15 protein-coding genes are annotated in these 16,474 nt (G+C 58.0%); 7 read left to right on the top strand and 8 right to left on the bottom strand.

The annotated features are described in order from the left end of the window. The first annotated feature begins 1 nt into the window (after position 1). On the top strand, positions 2 to 1,339 hold the full coding sequence (gene chrA / locus RBB47_RS25505; protein ID WP_305988727.1) for a chromate efflux transporter: 1,338 nt from the start codon (positions 2 to 4) through the stop codon (positions 1,337 to 1,339). 68 nt (positions 1,340 to 1,407) lie between these two features. Here chrA and RBB47_RS25500 read toward each other — a convergent pair whose 3' ends face one another. From RBB47_RS25500 to RBB47_RS25485, 4 genes are all read right to left on the bottom strand, one after another. Further along, on the bottom strand, positions 1,408 to 1,941 hold the full coding sequence (locus RBB47_RS25500) for a MarR family winged helix-turn-helix transcriptional regulator (RefSeq protein WP_305988726.1): 534 nt from the start codon (positions 1,939 to 1,941) through the stop codon (positions 1,408 to 1,410). A gap of 335 nt (positions 1,942 to 2,276) precedes the next feature. Further along, complete coding sequence (locus tag RBB47_RS25495; RefSeq protein WP_305988725.1) at positions 2,277 to 3,419, bottom strand: MFS transporter; 1,143 nt, start codon at positions 3,417 to 3,419, stop codon at positions 2,277 to 2,279. Positions 3,420 to 3,561: 142 nt separating this feature from the next. Further along, positions 3,562 to 4,422, bottom strand: a complete 861-nt coding sequence (locus RBB47_RS25490; RefSeq protein WP_305988724.1) for an alpha/beta fold hydrolase — start codon at positions 4,420 to 4,422, stop codon at positions 3,562 to 3,564. A gap of 51 nt (positions 4,423 to 4,473) precedes the next feature. After that, a complete protein-coding gene (locus tag RBB47_RS25485) occupies positions 4,474 to 5,439 on the bottom strand; it encodes a putative metalloprotease CJM1_0395 family protein (RefSeq protein WP_305988723.1) in 966 nt (321 codons plus the stop codon). A gap of 135 nt (positions 5,440 to 5,574) precedes the next feature. Here RBB47_RS25485 and RBB47_RS25480 point away from each other — a divergent pair, with 135 nt between their 5' ends. The 4 genes from RBB47_RS25480 (at position 5,575) to RBB47_RS25465 (ending at position 9,638) form a co-directional block, all read left to right on the top strand. Continuing rightward, positions 5,575 to 6,378, top strand: a complete 804-nt coding sequence (locus RBB47_RS25480; RefSeq protein ID WP_305988754.1) for a creatininase family protein — start codon at positions 5,575 to 5,577, stop codon at positions 6,376 to 6,378. 231 nt (positions 6,379 to 6,609) lie between these two features. Further along, complete coding sequence (locus RBB47_RS25475) at positions 6,610 to 7,548, top strand: LysR substrate-binding domain-containing protein (protein ID WP_305988722.1); 939 nt, start codon at positions 6,610 to 6,612, stop codon at positions 7,546 to 7,548. 145 nt (positions 7,549 to 7,693) lie between these two features. Further along, a complete protein-coding gene (locus tag RBB47_RS25470; RefSeq protein WP_305988721.1) occupies positions 7,694 to 8,524 on the top strand; it encodes a bifunctional allantoicase/(S)-ureidoglycine aminohydrolase in 831 nt (276 codons plus the stop codon). Between the two features lie 130 nt (positions 8,525 to 8,654). Continuing rightward, the gene (locus RBB47_RS25465) at positions 8,655 to 9,638 is read left to right on the top strand and encodes a type I glyceraldehyde-3-phosphate dehydrogenase (RefSeq protein WP_305988720.1); all 984 of its coding nucleotides are present in this window, start codon (positions 8,655 to 8,657) and stop codon (positions 9,636 to 9,638) included. Positions 9,639 to 10,055: 417 nt separating this feature from the next. On the opposite strand, the gene RBB47_RS25460 is transcribed toward RBB47_RS25465, so the two are convergent. The 3 genes from RBB47_RS25460 to RBB47_RS25450 form a co-directional block, all read right to left on the bottom strand. Beyond that, a complete protein-coding gene (locus RBB47_RS25460) occupies positions 10,056 to 10,568 on the bottom strand; it encodes an ureidoglycolate lyase (protein WP_305988719.1) in 513 nt (170 codons plus the stop codon). Continuing rightward, a complete protein-coding gene (gene puuE, locus RBB47_RS25455; RefSeq protein WP_305988718.1) occupies positions 10,565 to 11,980 on the bottom strand; it encodes an allantoinase PuuE in 1,416 nt (471 codons plus the stop codon). Before puuE ends, RBB47_RS25460 begins: the two co-directional genes overlap by 4 nt. A 108-nt stretch (positions 11,981 to 12,088) precedes the next feature. Continuing rightward, positions 12,089 to 13,006 carry a LysR family transcriptional regulator gene (locus RBB47_RS25450; RefSeq protein ID WP_305988717.1) on the bottom strand — a complete coding sequence of 306 codons (918 nt, stop codon included), beginning with the start codon at positions 13,004 to 13,006 and terminating at the stop codon, positions 12,089 to 12,091. A 106-nt stretch (positions 13,007 to 13,112) separates the two neighbouring features. Between RBB47_RS25450 and RBB47_RS25445 the strand changes: the two genes are divergently transcribed. Further along, positions 13,113 to 14,375: a urate hydroxylase PuuD gene (locus RBB47_RS25445; RefSeq protein WP_305988716.1), complete on the top strand. Its 1,263-nt coding sequence runs from the start codon at positions 13,113 to 13,115 to the stop codon at positions 14,373 to 14,375. 4 nt (positions 14,376 to 14,379) lie between these two features. Here the strand turns inward: RBB47_RS25445 and RBB47_RS25440 are convergent, their stop codons facing one another. Further along, positions 14,380 to 14,898 (bottom strand): YdeI family protein, encoded by a 519-nt coding sequence (locus RBB47_RS25440; RefSeq protein ID WP_305988715.1) that lies wholly within the window; start codon positions 14,896 to 14,898, stop codon positions 14,380 to 14,382. Positions 14,899 to 15,125: 227 nt separating this feature from the next. Between RBB47_RS25440 and RBB47_RS25435 the strand changes: the two genes are divergently transcribed. Next, a complete protein-coding gene (locus tag RBB47_RS25435) occupies positions 15,126 to 16,460 on the top strand; it encodes an MFS transporter (RefSeq protein WP_305988714.1) in 1,335 nt (444 codons plus the stop codon). Positions 16,461 to 16,474 lie beyond the last annotated feature (14 nt).

The raw sequence follows: 16,474 nt of genomic DNA, 5'->3' as shown, positions 1-16,474 counted from the left end.
AATGCAGATTGACCAAGTCTCCGAAGAGCCAACTTCACCGGACGGTGGCACACGACCGTCGCTGGGTGAAGTGACACGCGTGTCGCTCAAGGTCGGTCTCCTGTCCTTTGGTGGACCGGCGGCTCAGATTTCGGTCATGCACCAGGAATTCGTCGAAAACCGCAAGTGGCTGTCCGAAGACAGGTTTCTGCATGCCTTGAACTATTGCATGTTGCTGCCCGGCCCGGAAGCGCAACAGCTTGCTACCTATTGCGGCTGGTTGAGTGCACGCACACTGGGCGGACTGATTGCCGGTCTGCTGTTCATTCTGCCCGGCGCGTTCGCAATGGCCGCAGTCAGCTACATCTATGCAGCTTACGGCGACACCTCGGTGATCTCGGCGATCTTCTACGGTGTGAAGGCCGGTGTTCTCGCAATTGTGCTGCAGGCCCTCATGAAGATCGGCCAGAAGGCACTAAAGACCCGCCTCGCCTGGGCGATCTGCGCCCTCTCCTTCTGCGCCCTGTTTTTCCTGTCGATTCCGTTTCCCTTCGTGATCCTGGGAGCCGCCGCCGTTGGCCTGTTTTTCGGTCATGCACCCGGCGCATCTCATCAGGATCAGGATGCCGAAACATCTCAAACGACGGTCGCCAAAACAATTCGGACGGTCCTGATCGGGATTGCCATTTGGATCGCGCCGCCGTTGGCAGCAGCCCTCCTGCTGGCACCGGGGAACGTCTATGTCGAGATCGCTGAGTTCTTTTCACTGCTGGCGGTCGTCAGCTTTGGCGGCGCTTATGCGCTTTTGAGCTACATGGCTCAGGTTGCGGTTGAAACCAAGTCCTGGCTCACAGCTGGTGAAATGCTCGACGGTCTCGGACTTGCGGAAACAACACCCGGTCCGCTCATTCTGGTTACACAGTTTGTTGGCTTCCTGGGCGGCTGGAGTGACCCGGGTCCGTTTTCACCTGTCTCAGGCGCGCTCCTTGCCGCCGCTCTGACGACCTGGGTCACGTTTGCGCCGAGTTTTCTGTTCGTCCTCGCAGGTGCGCCTTGGATGGAAAAGCTCAGGGGAAATCGAATACTCGCCCGGGCACTTTCCGCAATCACCGCTGCAGTAGCAGGAACGATCCTGAACCTTGCAGTCTGGTTTTCCCTGAATGTGCTCTTTTCCGAAACCCGGACCGTGGAGTTCGGCCCGCTCGAGGTTCTTTGGCCCCGCCCGCTCAGCCTGGACCCGGTCCTTGCTGCAATAGCCCTCTTGGCGGCATTTTTGGTCTTCGGTGCAAAACGCGGGATCATCACCGTACTTGCAACGACGGCGATACTTGGCTTCCTGGCGAAATCGTTCCTGCTTTGAAACGCTAGGGCGCGTTTTCACAAACAGCCGAACGGAGGCTGGCGCATTACTGCCTCGCGTCCCGGCTGTCAGGCAACAGACAATTCCTTGCCCTTGGAACCCTTCTTTTCGGTTTCGGAAGTCTCTTCGTTATCCGGTTCAAAATCGTTCTCATGTTCCGGATCGTCATCAACAGCGACAGACAGGTTCTTTTCCACCTGACGCAGCAGCTTGCGCAGTTTCTTGCGGTCCTTGTCATCAAGACCCGACATGGCTTCCCGCTCCAACCGTTTCCAGGCCTTGTCGACTGAAAAGACAAGTTCCCGGCCCTCCTCGGTCAGGTAAACACGGGCCAGCCGACCGTCCGTGTCGGAGACTTGCCGGCGCACATATCCCTGGCTGGATAGACGGGTAACCATCTTGGTGACGGTCGGCGGTTGAACGCCGAGCGCTAGCGCCAGCTGGCTCATGGTTCGACCGTCCGTGTCCGCCAGAACCTTCAACACAAGCTCCTGTCCGGGGTGCAATCCGATACGCATCAAATGCGCACCCGACCGGGCGCGCTGCGCTTTAGCCGCCTGAACAAGCCGAAAAGTAATGCTCTTTTTGTAGTTAAACGCCATCGCTCGCTACCTGTCCCGACATCAGCCCGAATCATCAAGTCGTTTGCCACGGCCGAAACCTAGCGGGAGTATTTAACCGTCAAATGACACATTCAAGACTGCTTTTGGTTTTTTTGAAACTGCGACGACTTGCCCGTCTTTCGCCGGCAAAATAGCTTAAGAGGCCGTTGTTTTCTGAACGCTTCATGACGTGACTTCGAAGCACCTCTGCGAGCCCGTCGAACCGGCGGACGATCAGCCCGGTTCCGGGAAGGCAGCACCAACCGCATTTGGACCTTTGTAATGGGCTGATTGCCAGTGCCTGCGCTGTGCCAAATACCTGTGGGTTCTGCGGCTCAGGAGCGCACTTTGAGAGCACCTGCCATGAATGGGATCACGAGTGTCAAAACTGCGACTGTTCCGAATGACGCCCTGAGGGAAAAGAAGTCGCCGATGAATCCGAGCAACGGCGGTCCAAACAAAAACGCACCATAGCCAAGCGTTGCAACGGACGCGAGCGCAAGGCCCTTCGACATGTGCGGGTCTGCCGCGGCCCGTGACATGGCAAGCGGGAAAAGGACGGCGTATCCCAGTCCCATGATGAAGCTTCCTGACCAGACGACCCAGATGTTCACACCCGAGACAAGCAACACACCGCCAAGCGCGGCAACAACACCGCTTGCACGAGCGACCGGGACGGGCCCATAGCGCGCAATGATGCGATCTCCTGCAAGCCGCATGATCACCATGGCGACGGAAAAGACCGTGAATGCCGTCGGAGCAATCGACTCCGAATATCCAAGATCGGTGATCTGGTAGAGCGCGGCCCAGTCCGTCATCGCGCCCTCTCCGAGCGCGGCGACAAGCGCGATCAGCCCTGCCAGCAAGAGCGCACCTTTTGGAATGGCGAACAACGGCGGCTTGTTGGCCGCCGGATCACCGGCAGGCGTATGCGGCCAGGCCTGGCGAAGCGACCAGACGAGGATCGGAAGCGAAAGAACACTCCACAGACAAAAGTGCTGCGGCACGCTCAAGCCCAGCTCGATCGCGAGCCCGCCGACAGCCGCCGCCCCTCCGGCACCCAGGCTGAACAGACCATGAAACGAGGACATGACCGGACGCTTCAGTGCCGTTTCAACCTCCGCCCCCCACCCATTCATGGATACGTCCAGAGCGCCGAAGGCAAATCCGCCGAGAAAGAGCGCTATCGTCAACAGCAGCGTTGAAGGCGCCAGTCCGATAAGCGTGAAGGCAACGACCGTACAGACCGCCGTAAGTTTCGTGACCGCAGCAGACCCACGCCGGTCCATGAGCGCACCGGCAAGCGGAAAAGCGGTAAAGGCCCCAAGCGCCATGACCAGTAATAGAAGACCGAACCCGCCTTCGCTCAGACCAGTGGCCGCCTTGAAGTCCGGAATGCGCGACGCCCAGAGACCGATGAACGTTCCGCACATGAAAAAGACCGCCGAAACTACTCGGCGCGCGGCGATGGCTGGCATGGTGTGACCTGAATTTGGAGAAACGTGTCTCCGCAAAAAACTGTGACGACGGCTGTATCGTGTTCTCAGCCCCGGTTCAACAAGCGATGCATTTGTCCGGGGGTAAAACAACTGTTGAACCGGTGCGATGTCACTCGAACGGTCAGCCTTTTTCTGTTCCGTTCAAAAACCCGGCGACCGCAACATTGAACCAATCCGGGTTTTCCATGAACATGAAGTGGCTGCCACCTTCGCGTTCGGAGATGACCTCCAGCTTTGCGCCGTCTATTTGCTCGGCTATCCACTTCTGCGAGTCCAAAGGGTGCGGACTCGCTTCCGCTGCAACGACGAGAACCTCATTTCGCAAGTCGCTGACAACGCTTCGCCAATCCTGAAGACAATTGTCCTCAAGAAGACTGGCCGCGTACCGTCGTGGCAGTTTCAGGTTTTCCTTTGCAGTGCCCAAAAGTGCTTCCTGCGGATAGGACGCGGTGAACATCGGACGCATGATTTCCGCGTGCGCGGCAACCGTTTCGGCGTTGCGGATGGCCGTGGTGAAGTCCGTTAGCATCTTTAGAGAGCCGATGATCGCACCGGCGTTGCGCCTCGTCTCCTCAGTCCAGTCAGGCCGGGCAAGAAGAGCTGCCGGCTCATCGACGAACACTGGTTTCCTGGGAGGCTTTTCGTTTCCGAACATGGACATGTAGGCCCAGAACACAGACACGCCGAGAGAATGACAAAGAATGTCGAAATCCCGAAGCGCCAAAGCGTCTGTAAATTCCAGCAGGTCTTTGGCAAACCGGCAAATCCGGTAACCTGTCTCGGGCTTTCCGGACTCCCCGTGCCCGCGCCAGTCGAGAGCGATCACGCGGCGGATTTTACAAAGAGCGTCAAACTGACCGGAATATCCAATGGCCGATTGAGACCAGCCGTGCACCATGAGAAGCGGCCTGCCAGCCCCGCCCTCCAGATAACTCAAGACAGTGCCATCCTGTATTCGGACGGATTTTCGTTGTATGTTCATTTAGTGCCTGCCCGGGAAGGAAATCATGGAAAGACAAACCGAGCGTAGGCGCTAGGCCACAATCGAAGCAACCAAAGCCTCGGCTTCATTCACCCGTTGAAGTGCTGATTGATAGGCCGTGGATGCCTCCGAATTGCGCGCCCCCAAGCCAGACCCGTTTTCGCCGTCCTGCGAAGCGGACCGCCGGGCATCGCTCGCGCCGCCAATATTTCCAACATCAGAAACTTTCGCAGCATCTTCATCGCCGCCCTTCAGTTCGTCTGCTCTTTCCTGGCGCGCTTCGGCCTGAGCCTCAGAAAGCTGCGAGCGGGCCAGCTGTGCGACTTTCAGATCCTGCGACGACGGTTCTGCCGGTGCCAACGCGGCGCGAATGACGACTTGCATCTTCCGGATGGTTTCCTGAGGTGTCTTTTCCTTGCCGGTGTCGATCTGAACTTCGCCGCCAATGGCATAGCGCTTGCCGTCCGGCCCCTGCTGGAACGTGTAGCTCGGTGCGCCTGCGTAAGGACCGCCGACACGCGCATGAGCCTGTTCGTGCGCACGCACCTCGCGGTCGCGCTTGGCCAGTTCCTGAACCTGTTTTTCCTCTGCCTCGTTCAGGCCGTCACCGTCAGGATCTTCTTTGTCGTCAGCGCCTGATTGGGCCTGCGCAGGGCCCTGCCCGGGTTGGCCGGATGCGGCGCCTGTTCCGGCAGCGGAGGTTTGTCCTTCGGTAGAACCGTCGGTTTCTTCGTCAGCACCCTGGGACTGGGAGTTCGTGGCACCGCGTTTTGCTGTCTCCGCGCTCTCGGCATCCTGGAGCGCGAGAACAGCTTCTGCAGTCAGCACCGGGCTGTTGTTCTTTCGGACGGACTGGACGGACGCGCTGGCCAGGCTGTTGCGCGCACTCTCCCTGTCCCGGCCGAAAGCATCCGCTCCCGTCCCGGGGTCCCGTTCGCCCGCGACACCACTGCTTCTCAAAAGGTTCGCCGGCGTATTGGACAGCAAGGCGCCGATCATGGCACCGATTGTCGCCAAGAGACGTCAGCAAATTCTAAACAGAGGTTAAGTTGTTTCGATCATATGTTCGTGAGGTGTAGGCAGCGTGCCACTTGCCTGTCAGTCCCTGCTATGCAAAGCAGGGTGGGAATATCGATCGAACGGAATATGACCATGCTGCCAAAGCGCTATTGGCATAATATGACAACTGAGGACTTCCGGGACCCGTCGCGGGAGAACTGGATTGCGGTCTTGCCTGTCGCCGCCATTGAACAGCATGGTCCCCATCTTCCGCTCTTTACAGACACAGCCATCGCGGAAGGACAGATTGCGCGTGTCCTGGAGCTCCTGCCCGACGGCATTCCGGCTACCTTCCTGCCGACGCAACAGGTGGGAAAATCCGACGAACACATTTCCTCTCCGGGAACGCTGACACTTGGTTGGGAAACGGTGACACGCTGCTGGATCGAAATAGGGGAAAGCGTCGCCAGGTCCGGCATACGCAAGCTGGTGCTGATCAACTCGCACGGCGGCAACGTCCCCATCCTGGATATCGTGGCGCGCGAACTCAGGGTGAAGCACCATATGTTTGCGGTCGCGACGAACTGGCTTCGTTTTGGACAGCCGGAGGGGCTGTTTCCCGAGGATGAGTTCACCTATGGAATACATGGCGGCGACATTGAAACGTCGCTGATGTTGCACCTCCACCCGGACCTTGTCCGCATGGAGCTGGCCCAGGACTTTGCGTCAGAACAACAAAGCTATCTGTCGGAATTCAATCACCTGCGCGGACACGGCAAGGCGCAATATGGCTGGAAAGCGCAAGACCTCAATCCACATGGTGCGGTCGGCAACGCGGCTCTTGCGACAGCCGAAAAAGGCCGTCAGTCGCTTGACCACGCCGCCAGGGGCTTTATCGAGCTGTTGCAGGACGTCGCCGCGTTCGATCTCGACCGGCTTTGGTCGCCGGATGAATGACCGGACAATGTTATTTTGAAAAACGTCGACTCCTTCAGTTTTTCACTTAAACCGCGCAAGCAATTACAAGTTGTGCCTGAGTTTAATGTTGATTTTTTCTTCAAAGTTGAAAAATTAATCCCCGGCTAAATCTGTGAAATTGAACGGGTTTTGCTTGCAGCAGTTGACCTTGCCCCCCTTACGCGACACATTATTTCATAATATGATCTAGGGGGCGGTTCTCGCGTATCCATGAACCTGTCGATTCGGCAATTGGCGACCTTTCGTGAGGTCATGCGTAGTGGTTCCATTTCAGAGGCAGCCCGTACGCTAGGCCGGACACAACCCGCCGTCAGCTCAACCATTGCGGGCCTTGAAACGGAACTGGAACTGAAACTGTTCGTGCGCGAACAGGGCCGTCTCGTGCCGACGCCGGAAGCGGAATTCTTTCTCGAGGAAGCAGAAGCCATCCTGAAGCGGCTCGAGATTTCCAAACGCACACTGCGCGGCCTCGCCAACCGGGAACACGGCCAGCTTCGCATCGCCGGTGTACCGGAAGCGGTCGCCGACTTCCTGCCCAACAGTCTCTCAAAGTTTGTGGCGGACAAACCGAGCGTCAAAGTGGCGCTGGCCAGCCGCACATCATCGGAGATCGAGGAGCTGATCGCAGCCCAGCAATTCGATATCGGGTTCACTGAGACCCCGCGCGCGCGCAATTCTTTCGATCAGATCGACTTTGACCTTGAATGCCTTTGCGCCGTTCCGGCGACCGACCCGCTTGCCGCGAAAGAAGTCATCACGCCCGAGGAGCTCGACGGATATCCCTTGGCGCTGCTCCATTCCGAGCATCGCAGCCACAAACAGACACTGGCCCGTTTTCGCGACGCCGGCGTGCGCTTCAATCAACGCTTTGAGCTGCAGACTGCGCTGGCGGGATTGCGCTTTGTCGAAGCCGGGTTGTGTGCCCTTATCTGCGACATGCTGACGGCATACAAGGCCCAGGAGGACGGGCGTCTTGGTATGGGTCCCCCGATGATCGTCTTTCGCCCGTTCCGGCCGCGCATTCAGAACGGCCTTTCCATTCTGACGCCAACTCACCGGCCAATTTCAATCGTCGCCAAGGACTTTTGCGACTTTCTGAGCGATGAAATGACAACCATGCGCTCCGCTATGATCAAGAAAAGTGCCTGATCGCCGTATTTTCCAAAAAAACAAAAATGCGGATCTCACTTTCTTGGTTTTCAGGAAAGATTTCATCCCTCAAACCGGCTGGTCCAAGTGAGGCCTCGTCGGCATAGTCTGTGCTGTATCCGATTGAACCCGAGAAAGCCGAACCGTGTCTGATAGCTATTTCGCGCCGAAAGGCGGACACCCTGGGCAGGAAACACTTCTGACCGACCGCGCCGTGTTTACCGACGCCTACGCGGTCATACCACGCGGCACAATGCGTGACATCGTGACCAGTTACCTGCCCTTCTGGTCCGGTACCAGGCTTTGGGTTCTGTCGCGCCCGCTTTCCGGTTTTGCCGAAACTTTTTCGCAATACATCATGGAAGTCGCACCAGACGGCGGGTCCGAGCGGCCTGACACCGACCCGGTTGCCGAAAGCGTGCTGTTCATTGTCGAGGGCACAGCGACGCTCTCAAGGGATGGCCAGACCCATGAACTGCGCGCTGGCAGCTACGTCTACCTGCCTCCCAAAACCGATTGGACCTTCAGGAACTCCGGCACTGAACATGTGCGTTTCCATTGGATCCGCAAAGCCTACGAACCAGTCGAAGGTCTCGACCAACCGGATTTTTTCGTGACCCACGAAAGCGAGAACGAGCCCATTGCCATGCCCGACACCGACGGTAAATGGGCCACCACCCGGTTCGTTGAACCAACGGACCTACGCCACGACATGCATGTCAACATCGTCACCTTTCAGCCCGGTGCCGTCATTCCCTTTGCGGAAACCCACGTCATGGAGCACGGCCTTTATGTTCTTCAGGGCAAGGCGGTCTACCGGTTGAACCAGGACTGGGTCGAGGTTGAGGCCGGCGATTACATGTGGCTGCGCGCATTCTGTCCGCAGGCCTGTTATGCGGGCGGACCTGGTCCGTTCCGGTACCTGCTCTACAAGGACGTCAACCGGCACATGCCGCTGAGACCAGCCGCGCGCTAGCGCAAAGATCATATTGTCCTTAAGGACAATATAAATGAGATCAATAGCTTAAAGCATGATACGCCTTCCGGAACGGCACCTGAATAGGGCGGTGCCACGATCGACGAAACTCAACTAGCAGGTCGTTGGAATGCGGATTGTCATCAACGGGTTCGGCCGGATTGGCCGAACTGTCTTGCGCCAGATTTTGCAGCTGCCAGAAGCTGAGAAGGTGGACGTTGTGCGGATCAACGACATCGCACCGCTCGACACCTGCGCGTACCTTTTCAAGTATGACAGCGTCTTCGGCCCTTATCCGGGTGACGTCTCAGAAAGCAATCAGAGCCTTGCAGTCAACGGTCATGTGATCCCGTTTTCCGCAGAAGCGGATCTCTCGCAGCTGGACCTTCGTGGTGTGGATGTCGTGATGGAATGCACAGGCAGGGCCAACACACCCGAGATAGCGCAGCGCGGACTAAAGGCAGGCGCGCAGAACGTGCTAATTTCAGGTCCGTCCCCTGCCGCCGAAATCACGCTTGTGCGGGGCGCGAATGAAGAAAAGCTCAACGGACATCGCATCGTTTCAAACGGATCCTGCACGACCAATGCGCTTGCCCCGCTGTTGCGCGGCCTCGACGATGCCATCGGCATCGAAGCCGGTCACATGACAACGATCCATTGTTACACCGGCAGCCAGCCAATGGTGGATGCACCGCGCGGACCGCTTGAGCGCAGCCGGGCGGGTGGCGTTTCGATGGTTCCAACCACCACCAGCGCGACGAAACTGGTTGGCAAGGTGTTGCCGCAAATCGACGGCGTGATTACGGGCGCTGCTGTTCGCGTTCCGACCATCAGTGTGTCGGCGGTCGATCTGACGGTGACCTGGAAGCAACCCGTCGGCCAGCCCGTCAATCAAATCCTTCGGCAGATCTTCGCAGACAACCCGGTCGTTGGTTTCACTGACGACCATGTCGTTTCCACCGACATGCGCGCGCGGCCCGAGTCCCTCGTCATCGCTCTGCCCGAGACCCTGTCCGTCGGCGAACGCCAAGCCCGCATTTTCGGCTGGTATGACAACGAATGGGGGTTTTCCCGGCGCATGATCGATATGGCCCGGCTGATGACCGCGCGCTGAAGACTGCGCAGAGCAGAAAGCGGTCAGGATGCGGTCCTGGTTTGTGGTGTGGCCCGCAGAAAGAGCTGCAAAAGATCATCGCTGTTTGCTCTGTCCGAACCAGGAGCGAGGACGCCGCAGACCTTCGATCAAATCTCAAGAGCGGGTGTCTACTGGATCCCTGCCTTCGCAGGGATGACAAGACGAGAACATCAAGCGCTGCTTAGCCGTAAGCCAACAGGTTCTGCCATTTCGTCACGCGCTCTGTTTGTCATCCCGGTTTGTCGCTCAAGCGGCAAGACCGGGATCCAGTACCCCCGGCGCTGGCTGCGATGGCGAGGATAACCGCGGAACCCACGCCAGAGCATCGGTCACGACGCCTGACGCAGGGATGACAAGGCAATCCGGCGCTTGTCCGCGTTGCCGTTCCGTTGAGCCTCAGCCCTCGGCGGCGTCCACCACATAGGGCGTTTCGAACCAGTATTCTTCAAGGTTGTTACCCTCGCCGATCCGGTCGACAACGATGAACCTGCCTGACCTGCCCAGCGGCGCGAGGACGCCATGCCAGGTACCGCGGTGAATGTTGACCGATTGTCCGGACTGACTGACGAAAGCCTTAAGATTGACGGGGGTACCGTCACTGTCATCAGCGACGACGATCAGCATCGGAACACCATCGATCGGAATGAAGGCCTGGCTTCCCTCCGGGTGCCGCTCGACCATATCGACCGTATATGGCAATGACCTTGCGTTGGCATCGAACAGACTGATACCTGCCTTTCCGGAACCAAAGTCGAGCGTTGCCCGGTCATGATGGCGTCCGCACATGCCCTGATTGATGATCAAGTCCGGTATGCCGTTGACCTCGATCACGTCGCCATGGGCGGCGAAGGCCTCTGCAGTCAGCGCGGTCGCCGTCAGGAGCGGGGCACGGTCGCTGGATTTCGTCACGGCAACAGATCCTTCAGCCGATGGTGGGCAATACGCTCCACCTGGAAACACGCTTCCTTGAATTCGGTGTCCCGGTCATTGCCAATCCGACGATGAAAGGCCGCCAGGATCGATGCCTTGTCGTGATCGCGCACAGCAATGATGAACGGGAACCCGTGTTTTTCAACATAGTCGGCATTGAGCTGCGTGAACGTTTCACGTTCCGCATCCGTTAGAAGGTCCAGCCCGGCACTGGCTTGTTCCGACGTGCTTTCCGCCGTCAGCCGGCCGGCTCTTGCCAACTTGCCCGCCAGATCCGGATGCGCTTTCAAAACGCCGAGGCGCTCCTCATCGCTTGCCGAGCGGAACATTCTGCAAAGGGCATTATTAACACCGGCGGCACAATCGTGGGCAGGCCCCAGCTCAAGATCGAACGCGCGTTCCGCGATCCAGGGAGAGTGCTCGAAGATACCGCCGAATTGCTCGACGAATTCGGGCCGGTCCATGCCGCTTGGCCTCATTCGGTGTTGCGGAGGGTGATGTTCTGCCCAGTGCTCTGCAATATCAATGCGGCGCGCGCACCAGACACCCTCGCGCGACTGGATATGGTCGATGAATTTTCTGAGTGCCGCGATTTTGCCCGGGCGGCCGACCAGGCGGCAGTGCAGCCCGATCGACATCATTTTCGGTGTGTCGGTTTCGCCTTCCTCGTACAGCACGTCGAAACTATTCCGCAGATAGTTGAAGAAGTCCTCACCATCGCTCCAGCCGGGCGACACGGAGAAGCGCATGTCATTGGCTTCAAGCGTATAGGGGATGATCAGCTGATCCCTGCCATCAGCGTCAAGCCAATAGGGAAGGTCATCGTCATAGGTGTCGGAGATGTAATCGAAGCACCCTTCTTCCGAAACAAGGCGAACGGTGTTTTCAGAGCAACGGCCCGTATACCAGCCGCGCGGAGGCGCGCCGACAACTTCAGTATGCAATCGGATGGCTTCGGCGATCGCAGCACGCTCTTCCTCCTCCGACATGTCCTTGTGCTCAATCCATTTGAGGCCATGGCTGGCAATTTCCCAGTCCGCGTCCTTCATGGCTTCAACCTGCTCCGGATTGCGTGCAAGCGCGGAAGCAACCCCGTAGATCGTCAGCGGGATTCCAGCACGGGTGAACAGGCGGTGAAGCCGCCAGAACCCGGCACGGGCACCATATTCATAAATCGATTCCATGTTCCGGTGGCGCTGTCCCTGCCAGGGCGCAGCGCCTGGAATATCGGACAAGAACGCTTCGGAACCGGCATCGCCGTGCAGGATGTTGTTCTCGCCACCTTCCTCGTAGTTCAGGACGAACTGGACGGCGACCCTGGCATTTCCAGGCCATTTCGGATCCGGCGGAAACGGCCCATAACCCCTCAAGTCACGTATGTAGCGATTCACGAAACACCTCCTGCTGCTCAAGGATGTCTAACGCAAAAAAGATCTGAAGGCTTTCCGGAAATTATTGAAACTGCTCATAAGGCACCACCGTCCAACTTGCGCAGCAAGTTACGGCACTGCATTTTCATCCAGATGCCTCAGGATCTGAGCAACCATGAAATCGAGGAACAACCGCACCTTTGGATCCTGCCGCTTCCGGTGCGTGTAGAGACAGGCCATCTGCACAGGCACTGGGGGTTCGTTTTCCAGAACCGGAATGAGCTGTCCGGAGGCGAGATAATTGGCAATCTCGAACACCGGTTTCAGCACGATACCGTGCCCGTCGAGCGCCCAGCCGGTCAGCACATCGCCATGATCGGATTCGAACGGGCCTGAAACAGGCACTTTTTTGACGCCCGATTTTGTCACGAGAGGCCACTGGAATTCCGGTGCACCCGGATAGCGCATATTGAGGCAATCGTGTTTGCCGGAAGACAGGTCTTCATGGCTTTTCGGCGTGCCTCTTTGCGCAAGATAACTCGGCGCTGCACACAGCATCCTCTCGCAATCTGCGATCTTGCGTATCTTCAGTGTTGAATCTTCAGGAAGTCCAAGAAAGAAAGCCGCATCGAGCCCCTCGCCGGTCAAGTCCACTTTCCTGTCCGACAGTCTCAGCCGGATTTCGATCAGCGGGTTGGCGTCCTTGAACAACGGGATTGCGGGCGCGATCAGGCGTTGTCCCATCCCGATCGGAGCTGCGATGAACAAGGTGCCGCGCGGCGAGCGGGTGACATGGCTGATTTCCGCTTCAGCTTCCTCGACCGCATCGATGATCTTCGTGGCTCCGCGATAAAAAAGATTGCCGTGTTCCGTCGGGCTGAGAGCGCGCGTCGTTCGCTGGAACAGACGCACATTCAGGTGCTCTTCCAACTGCGAAACCCTGGCAGAGGCAACGGCCGAGGAAATCCTGAGGTCGCGCGCGGCTGCAGACATATTCCCGAGCTCATATACACGCAGAAAAGTTCGAATATTCTCCAGATAGGCCACGGCCTCATTATTCCGGTTTTTTTGAAACTGCTCGGAATTATGTCGAGATACCAGAAAATTTCAAGTTAGACTAGGGTAGCCGGAACAGGGGCAGCGGAGGGACAACATGCTGGATATCGCCATCATCTGGGACTGGCTGGCTTTTGCAGTTAGATGGCTGCATGTCGTGACCGCGATCGCCTGGATCGGCTCCTCCTTTTACTTCATCGCGCTGGACCTGGGTCTCCGCAAGTCACCGCATCTGCCCAAGGGCGCCTTCGGCGAGGAATGGCAGGTTCATGGCGGCGGTTTCTATCATATCCAGAAATATCTGGTCGCTCCGGAAAACATGCCGGAACACCTGACATGGTTCAAATGGGAAAGCTACGCCACCTGGCTTTCCGGCGCCGCGCTCATGATGATCATCTACTGGGTCGGCGGTGAGCTTTACCTGATCGATCCGGAAAAGGCGGATCTGGCGCTCTGGCAGGGAATTCTGATTTCCGCAGGATCACTGACAATCGGCTGGCTGATCTACGATTACCTGTGCAAGTCGAAGCTCGGCGACAGCCCGACCCTTTTGATGGTTCTGCTGTTTGTCATGCTTGTGGGCATGGGCTGGGGCTACGACCAGATCTTCACCGGCCGCGCCACGATGCTGCACCTCGGTGCGTTCACCGCAACGATCATGACGGCGAATGTCTTCTTCATCATCATCCCGAACCAGAAAATCGTCGTGGCGGACCTGAAGGCCGGACGAACGCCTGACGCGAAATACGGCAAGATCGCCAAGCTTCGGTCGATGCACAACAACTACCTGACGCTGCCGGTCGTCTTCCTGATGCTGAGCAACCACTATCCGCTCGCTTTCGCATCCGAATACAATTGGGTGATCGCCGCGCTCGTGTTCCTGATGGGCGTCTCGATCCGCCATTACTTCAACACCAAACATGCCGGTGGCGGCAGCGTGATGTGGACCTGGCTGGTGACGGCGATCCTGTTTATCGCAATCATTCAACTCAGCATGGCCCCCATGTGGAAGGACGGCAGCCTGGACGCGGCAGAGGCACGTGAGCTCAACCCGACTGAGCAGGTGTTTGCTTCCACCGACGGATTTGAGGATGTCATGGCGATCGTGCCTGGGCGCTGCGCCATGTGCCACGCCCGCGAACCGTTTTACGAAGGCATTCACTGGGCACCAAAAGGCCTGGTTCTGGAGACCGAAGCCGACGTTGTCCGCGCCGCGCGCGAGATCTATCTCCAGGCGGGCGTGACCAACGCGATGCCGCCGGTCAATGTCTCGTACATGGAAGAAGACGAACGCCGCAAGATCATCGAATGGTACCGGCGTGCCCGGGAAAAAATGCCGTTCGGCGTCGCCACGCGGTAGCCAGTTATCGAAACTGGTTCGCACGCCTGTTTTCCGAGGCAAGCCTTGCTGTCTCTTCAATGCGCTTTGCACGCGTTTCCGGGCGCTTTGCCTGTTTGATCCATTCCAGGATGCCGCGCTTGACGGATCTTGGAAACGCATCGAAATGCGACGTCGCCATTGGATGGGCGGCAAGCGCCTCGGCCAGATCACCCGGCGTTTCCAGGCGTTCGACATCATCGAGAAAGGTCCATGACCCGTCGTCCTTGGCGGATGCAACGACTGACAATCCGGCCGGTTGCATGAGGCCTGCCTTTAACAAATTCTCAACGCGCGACTTGTTTAGGCCTGACCACGCACTGCCGGGCTTGCGCGGTGACAGGCGCAGCATGGAGCGGTTTTCGTCGAGCTTGCGTGGCAGGCTGTCGACCCAGCCGAAACACAGCGCTTCTTCGACAATGTCGTCATAAGGCACATGATTGTCGCCGTGCGCTTTCTTCCAGGTCACGAGCCAGATGCTTTCGCCCTGTTTGTGGTTGGCCATTAGCCAGCTCCGCAATGCGCCCCGGCTTTTGACTTCCACCTTGATATGATCGCCGTTTTTCGTCACCTGGCACCCCTTGGCTGCTTAGAGCTACTGCGAAAACTGCGGAACCGCTTCGTTAGTTTTATGTGCAGCGTCTCCGCTGAGCTTCAACCGTCGTTTGTGTTGAGGAATTCAAGTGCTATTCCTTTTCTGGATTACCTCCAGCCAGAAACCACACCCGACACATGTTCAGCGTTCTTGCCAATCGCACCTACAGGCATCTCTTCGCGGCCCAGGTCATCGCTCTCTTCGGAACCGGACTGATGACGGTCGCGCTTGCGCTGCTTGCTTATGATCTAGCTGGTGCGGAAGCCGGAGCAGTGCTTGGAACCGCGCTCGCCATAAAGATGATCATCTATGTGAGCTTGTCGCCAGTAGCAGCCGGGTTCGCCTCTCACTTCCCGCGCCGTGCCTTTCTCGTCGTACTTGATTTGATCAGGGCCGGTGTTGCAATCGCTCTGCCTTTTGTTGACGCTGTCTGGCAGGTTTATCTGTTGATCGCATTGCTACAATCGGCGTCGGCCGCCTTTACACCCACGTTTCAGGCCACCATTCCGGACATCCTTCCCGACGAGGACGACTATACCAACGCTCTATCGCTGTCCCGCATGGCCTACGATCTGGAAAACCTGCTGAGCCCGATGGTTGCAGCAGCCCTGATCGGCCTTGTCGGTTTTCACTGGCTCTTCGGCGGCACTGTGGCCGGATTTCTTGTCTCGGCAGCACTTGTTGTCTCCGTCACGCTGCCGGCGGCAACGATCGTCAAACATGCTTCGCCCTGGAAACGTATTTCGCAAGGAATGCAGATCTATTTGAAGACACCTCGCCTGCAGGGTTTGTTTGCTCTCAACCTGACAATCGCTTCCGCAGGAGCCATCGTGATCGTCAACTCGGTGGTGATCGTCAAGACGCTGCTTGGCCGCAGCGATGCCGACCTCGCCCTGGCGATGGCCGCCTACGGCGGTGGTTCCATGCTGATGGCGCTTGCCTTGCCACGTCTGCTTTCGTCACTCAAAGACCGAACGATCATGGTGTCTGGCGCCTTCGTCCTGCCACTGTGTCTGTTTGGATTCTCGATGCTGATCCTCGCATTCCCCTTGTCAGCACTGTGGTACTGCCTACTGCTGATCTGGTTCCTGATGGGGCTTGCGAACGCCGCGGTGTTGGTTCCTTCCGGGCGTCTTTTGCGCAACTCGGCCCATGCCGAAGACAGGCCGATGGTCTTTGCCGCGCAATTTGCCCTCTCCCACGGCTGCTGGATGGTGACTTACCCGCTTGCAGGATGGCTTGGCAGCGGTGCGGGGCTCTCGGCCACCGTCATCACCCTGGCCGCGTTGGCCTTCATCGGCGTGCTGGCAGCTGCCCGGCTCTGGCCGGCGTCCGATGCAACGGTGATATTGCACGATCATCCCGAGCTTCCGGCAGATCATCCCCACCTGAAGGATGCCTCAGGCAAACGGCACGCGCATATGTACGTGATCGACAGTCTTCATGCGAGCTGGCCGGATGGTCGCGCGTGATGGTCACGCTCTTG

It is taken from the genome of Roseibium sp. MMSF_3544 (genome assembly GCF_030732845.1).
Lineage (GTDB): Bacteria > Pseudomonadota > Alphaproteobacteria > Rhizobiales > Stappiaceae > Roseibium.
The sequence above is the reverse complement of the archived record's forward strand: the minus strand, read 5'-3'. Positions and strand labels throughout refer to the sequence as shown.

Coding starts and splice junctions, on each gene's coding strand:
- RBB47_RS25445 (WP_305988716.1), top strand. CDS start 13,113: ATGCTGGATATCGCCATCATCTGGGACTGGCTGGCTTTTGCAGTTAGA.
- RBB47_RS25465 (WP_305988720.1), top strand. CDS start 8,655: ATGCGGATTGTCATCAACGGGTTCGGCCGGATTGGCCGAACTGTCTTG.
- RBB47_RS25435 (WP_305988714.1), top strand. CDS start 15,126: ATGTTCAGCGTTCTTGCCAATCGCACCTACAGGCATCTCTTCGCGGCC.
- RBB47_RS25480 (WP_305988754.1), top strand. CDS start 5,575: ATGCTGCCAAAGCGCTATTGGCATAATATGACAACTGAGGACTTCCGG.
- RBB47_RS25440 (WP_305988715.1), bottom strand. CDS start 14,898: ATGGCCAACCACAAACAGGGCGAAAGCATCTGGCTCGTGACCTGGAAG.
- RBB47_RS25475 (WP_305988722.1), top strand. CDS start 6,610: ATGAACCTGTCGATTCGGCAATTGGCGACCTTTCGTGAGGTCATGCGT.
- RBB47_RS25500 (WP_305988726.1), bottom strand. CDS start 1,941: ATGGCGTTTAACTACAAAAAGAGCATTACTTTTCGGCTTGTTCAGGCG.
- RBB47_RS25495 (WP_305988725.1), bottom strand. CDS start 3,419: ATGCCAGCCATCGCCGCGCGCCGAGTAGTTTCGGCGGTCTTTTTCATG.
- chrA (WP_305988727.1), top strand. CDS start 2: ATGCAGATTGACCAAGTCTCCGAAGAGCCAACTTCACCGGACGGTGGC.
- RBB47_RS25490 (WP_305988724.1), bottom strand. CDS start 4,422: ATGAACATACAACGAAAATCCGTCCGAATACAGGATGGCACTGTCTTG.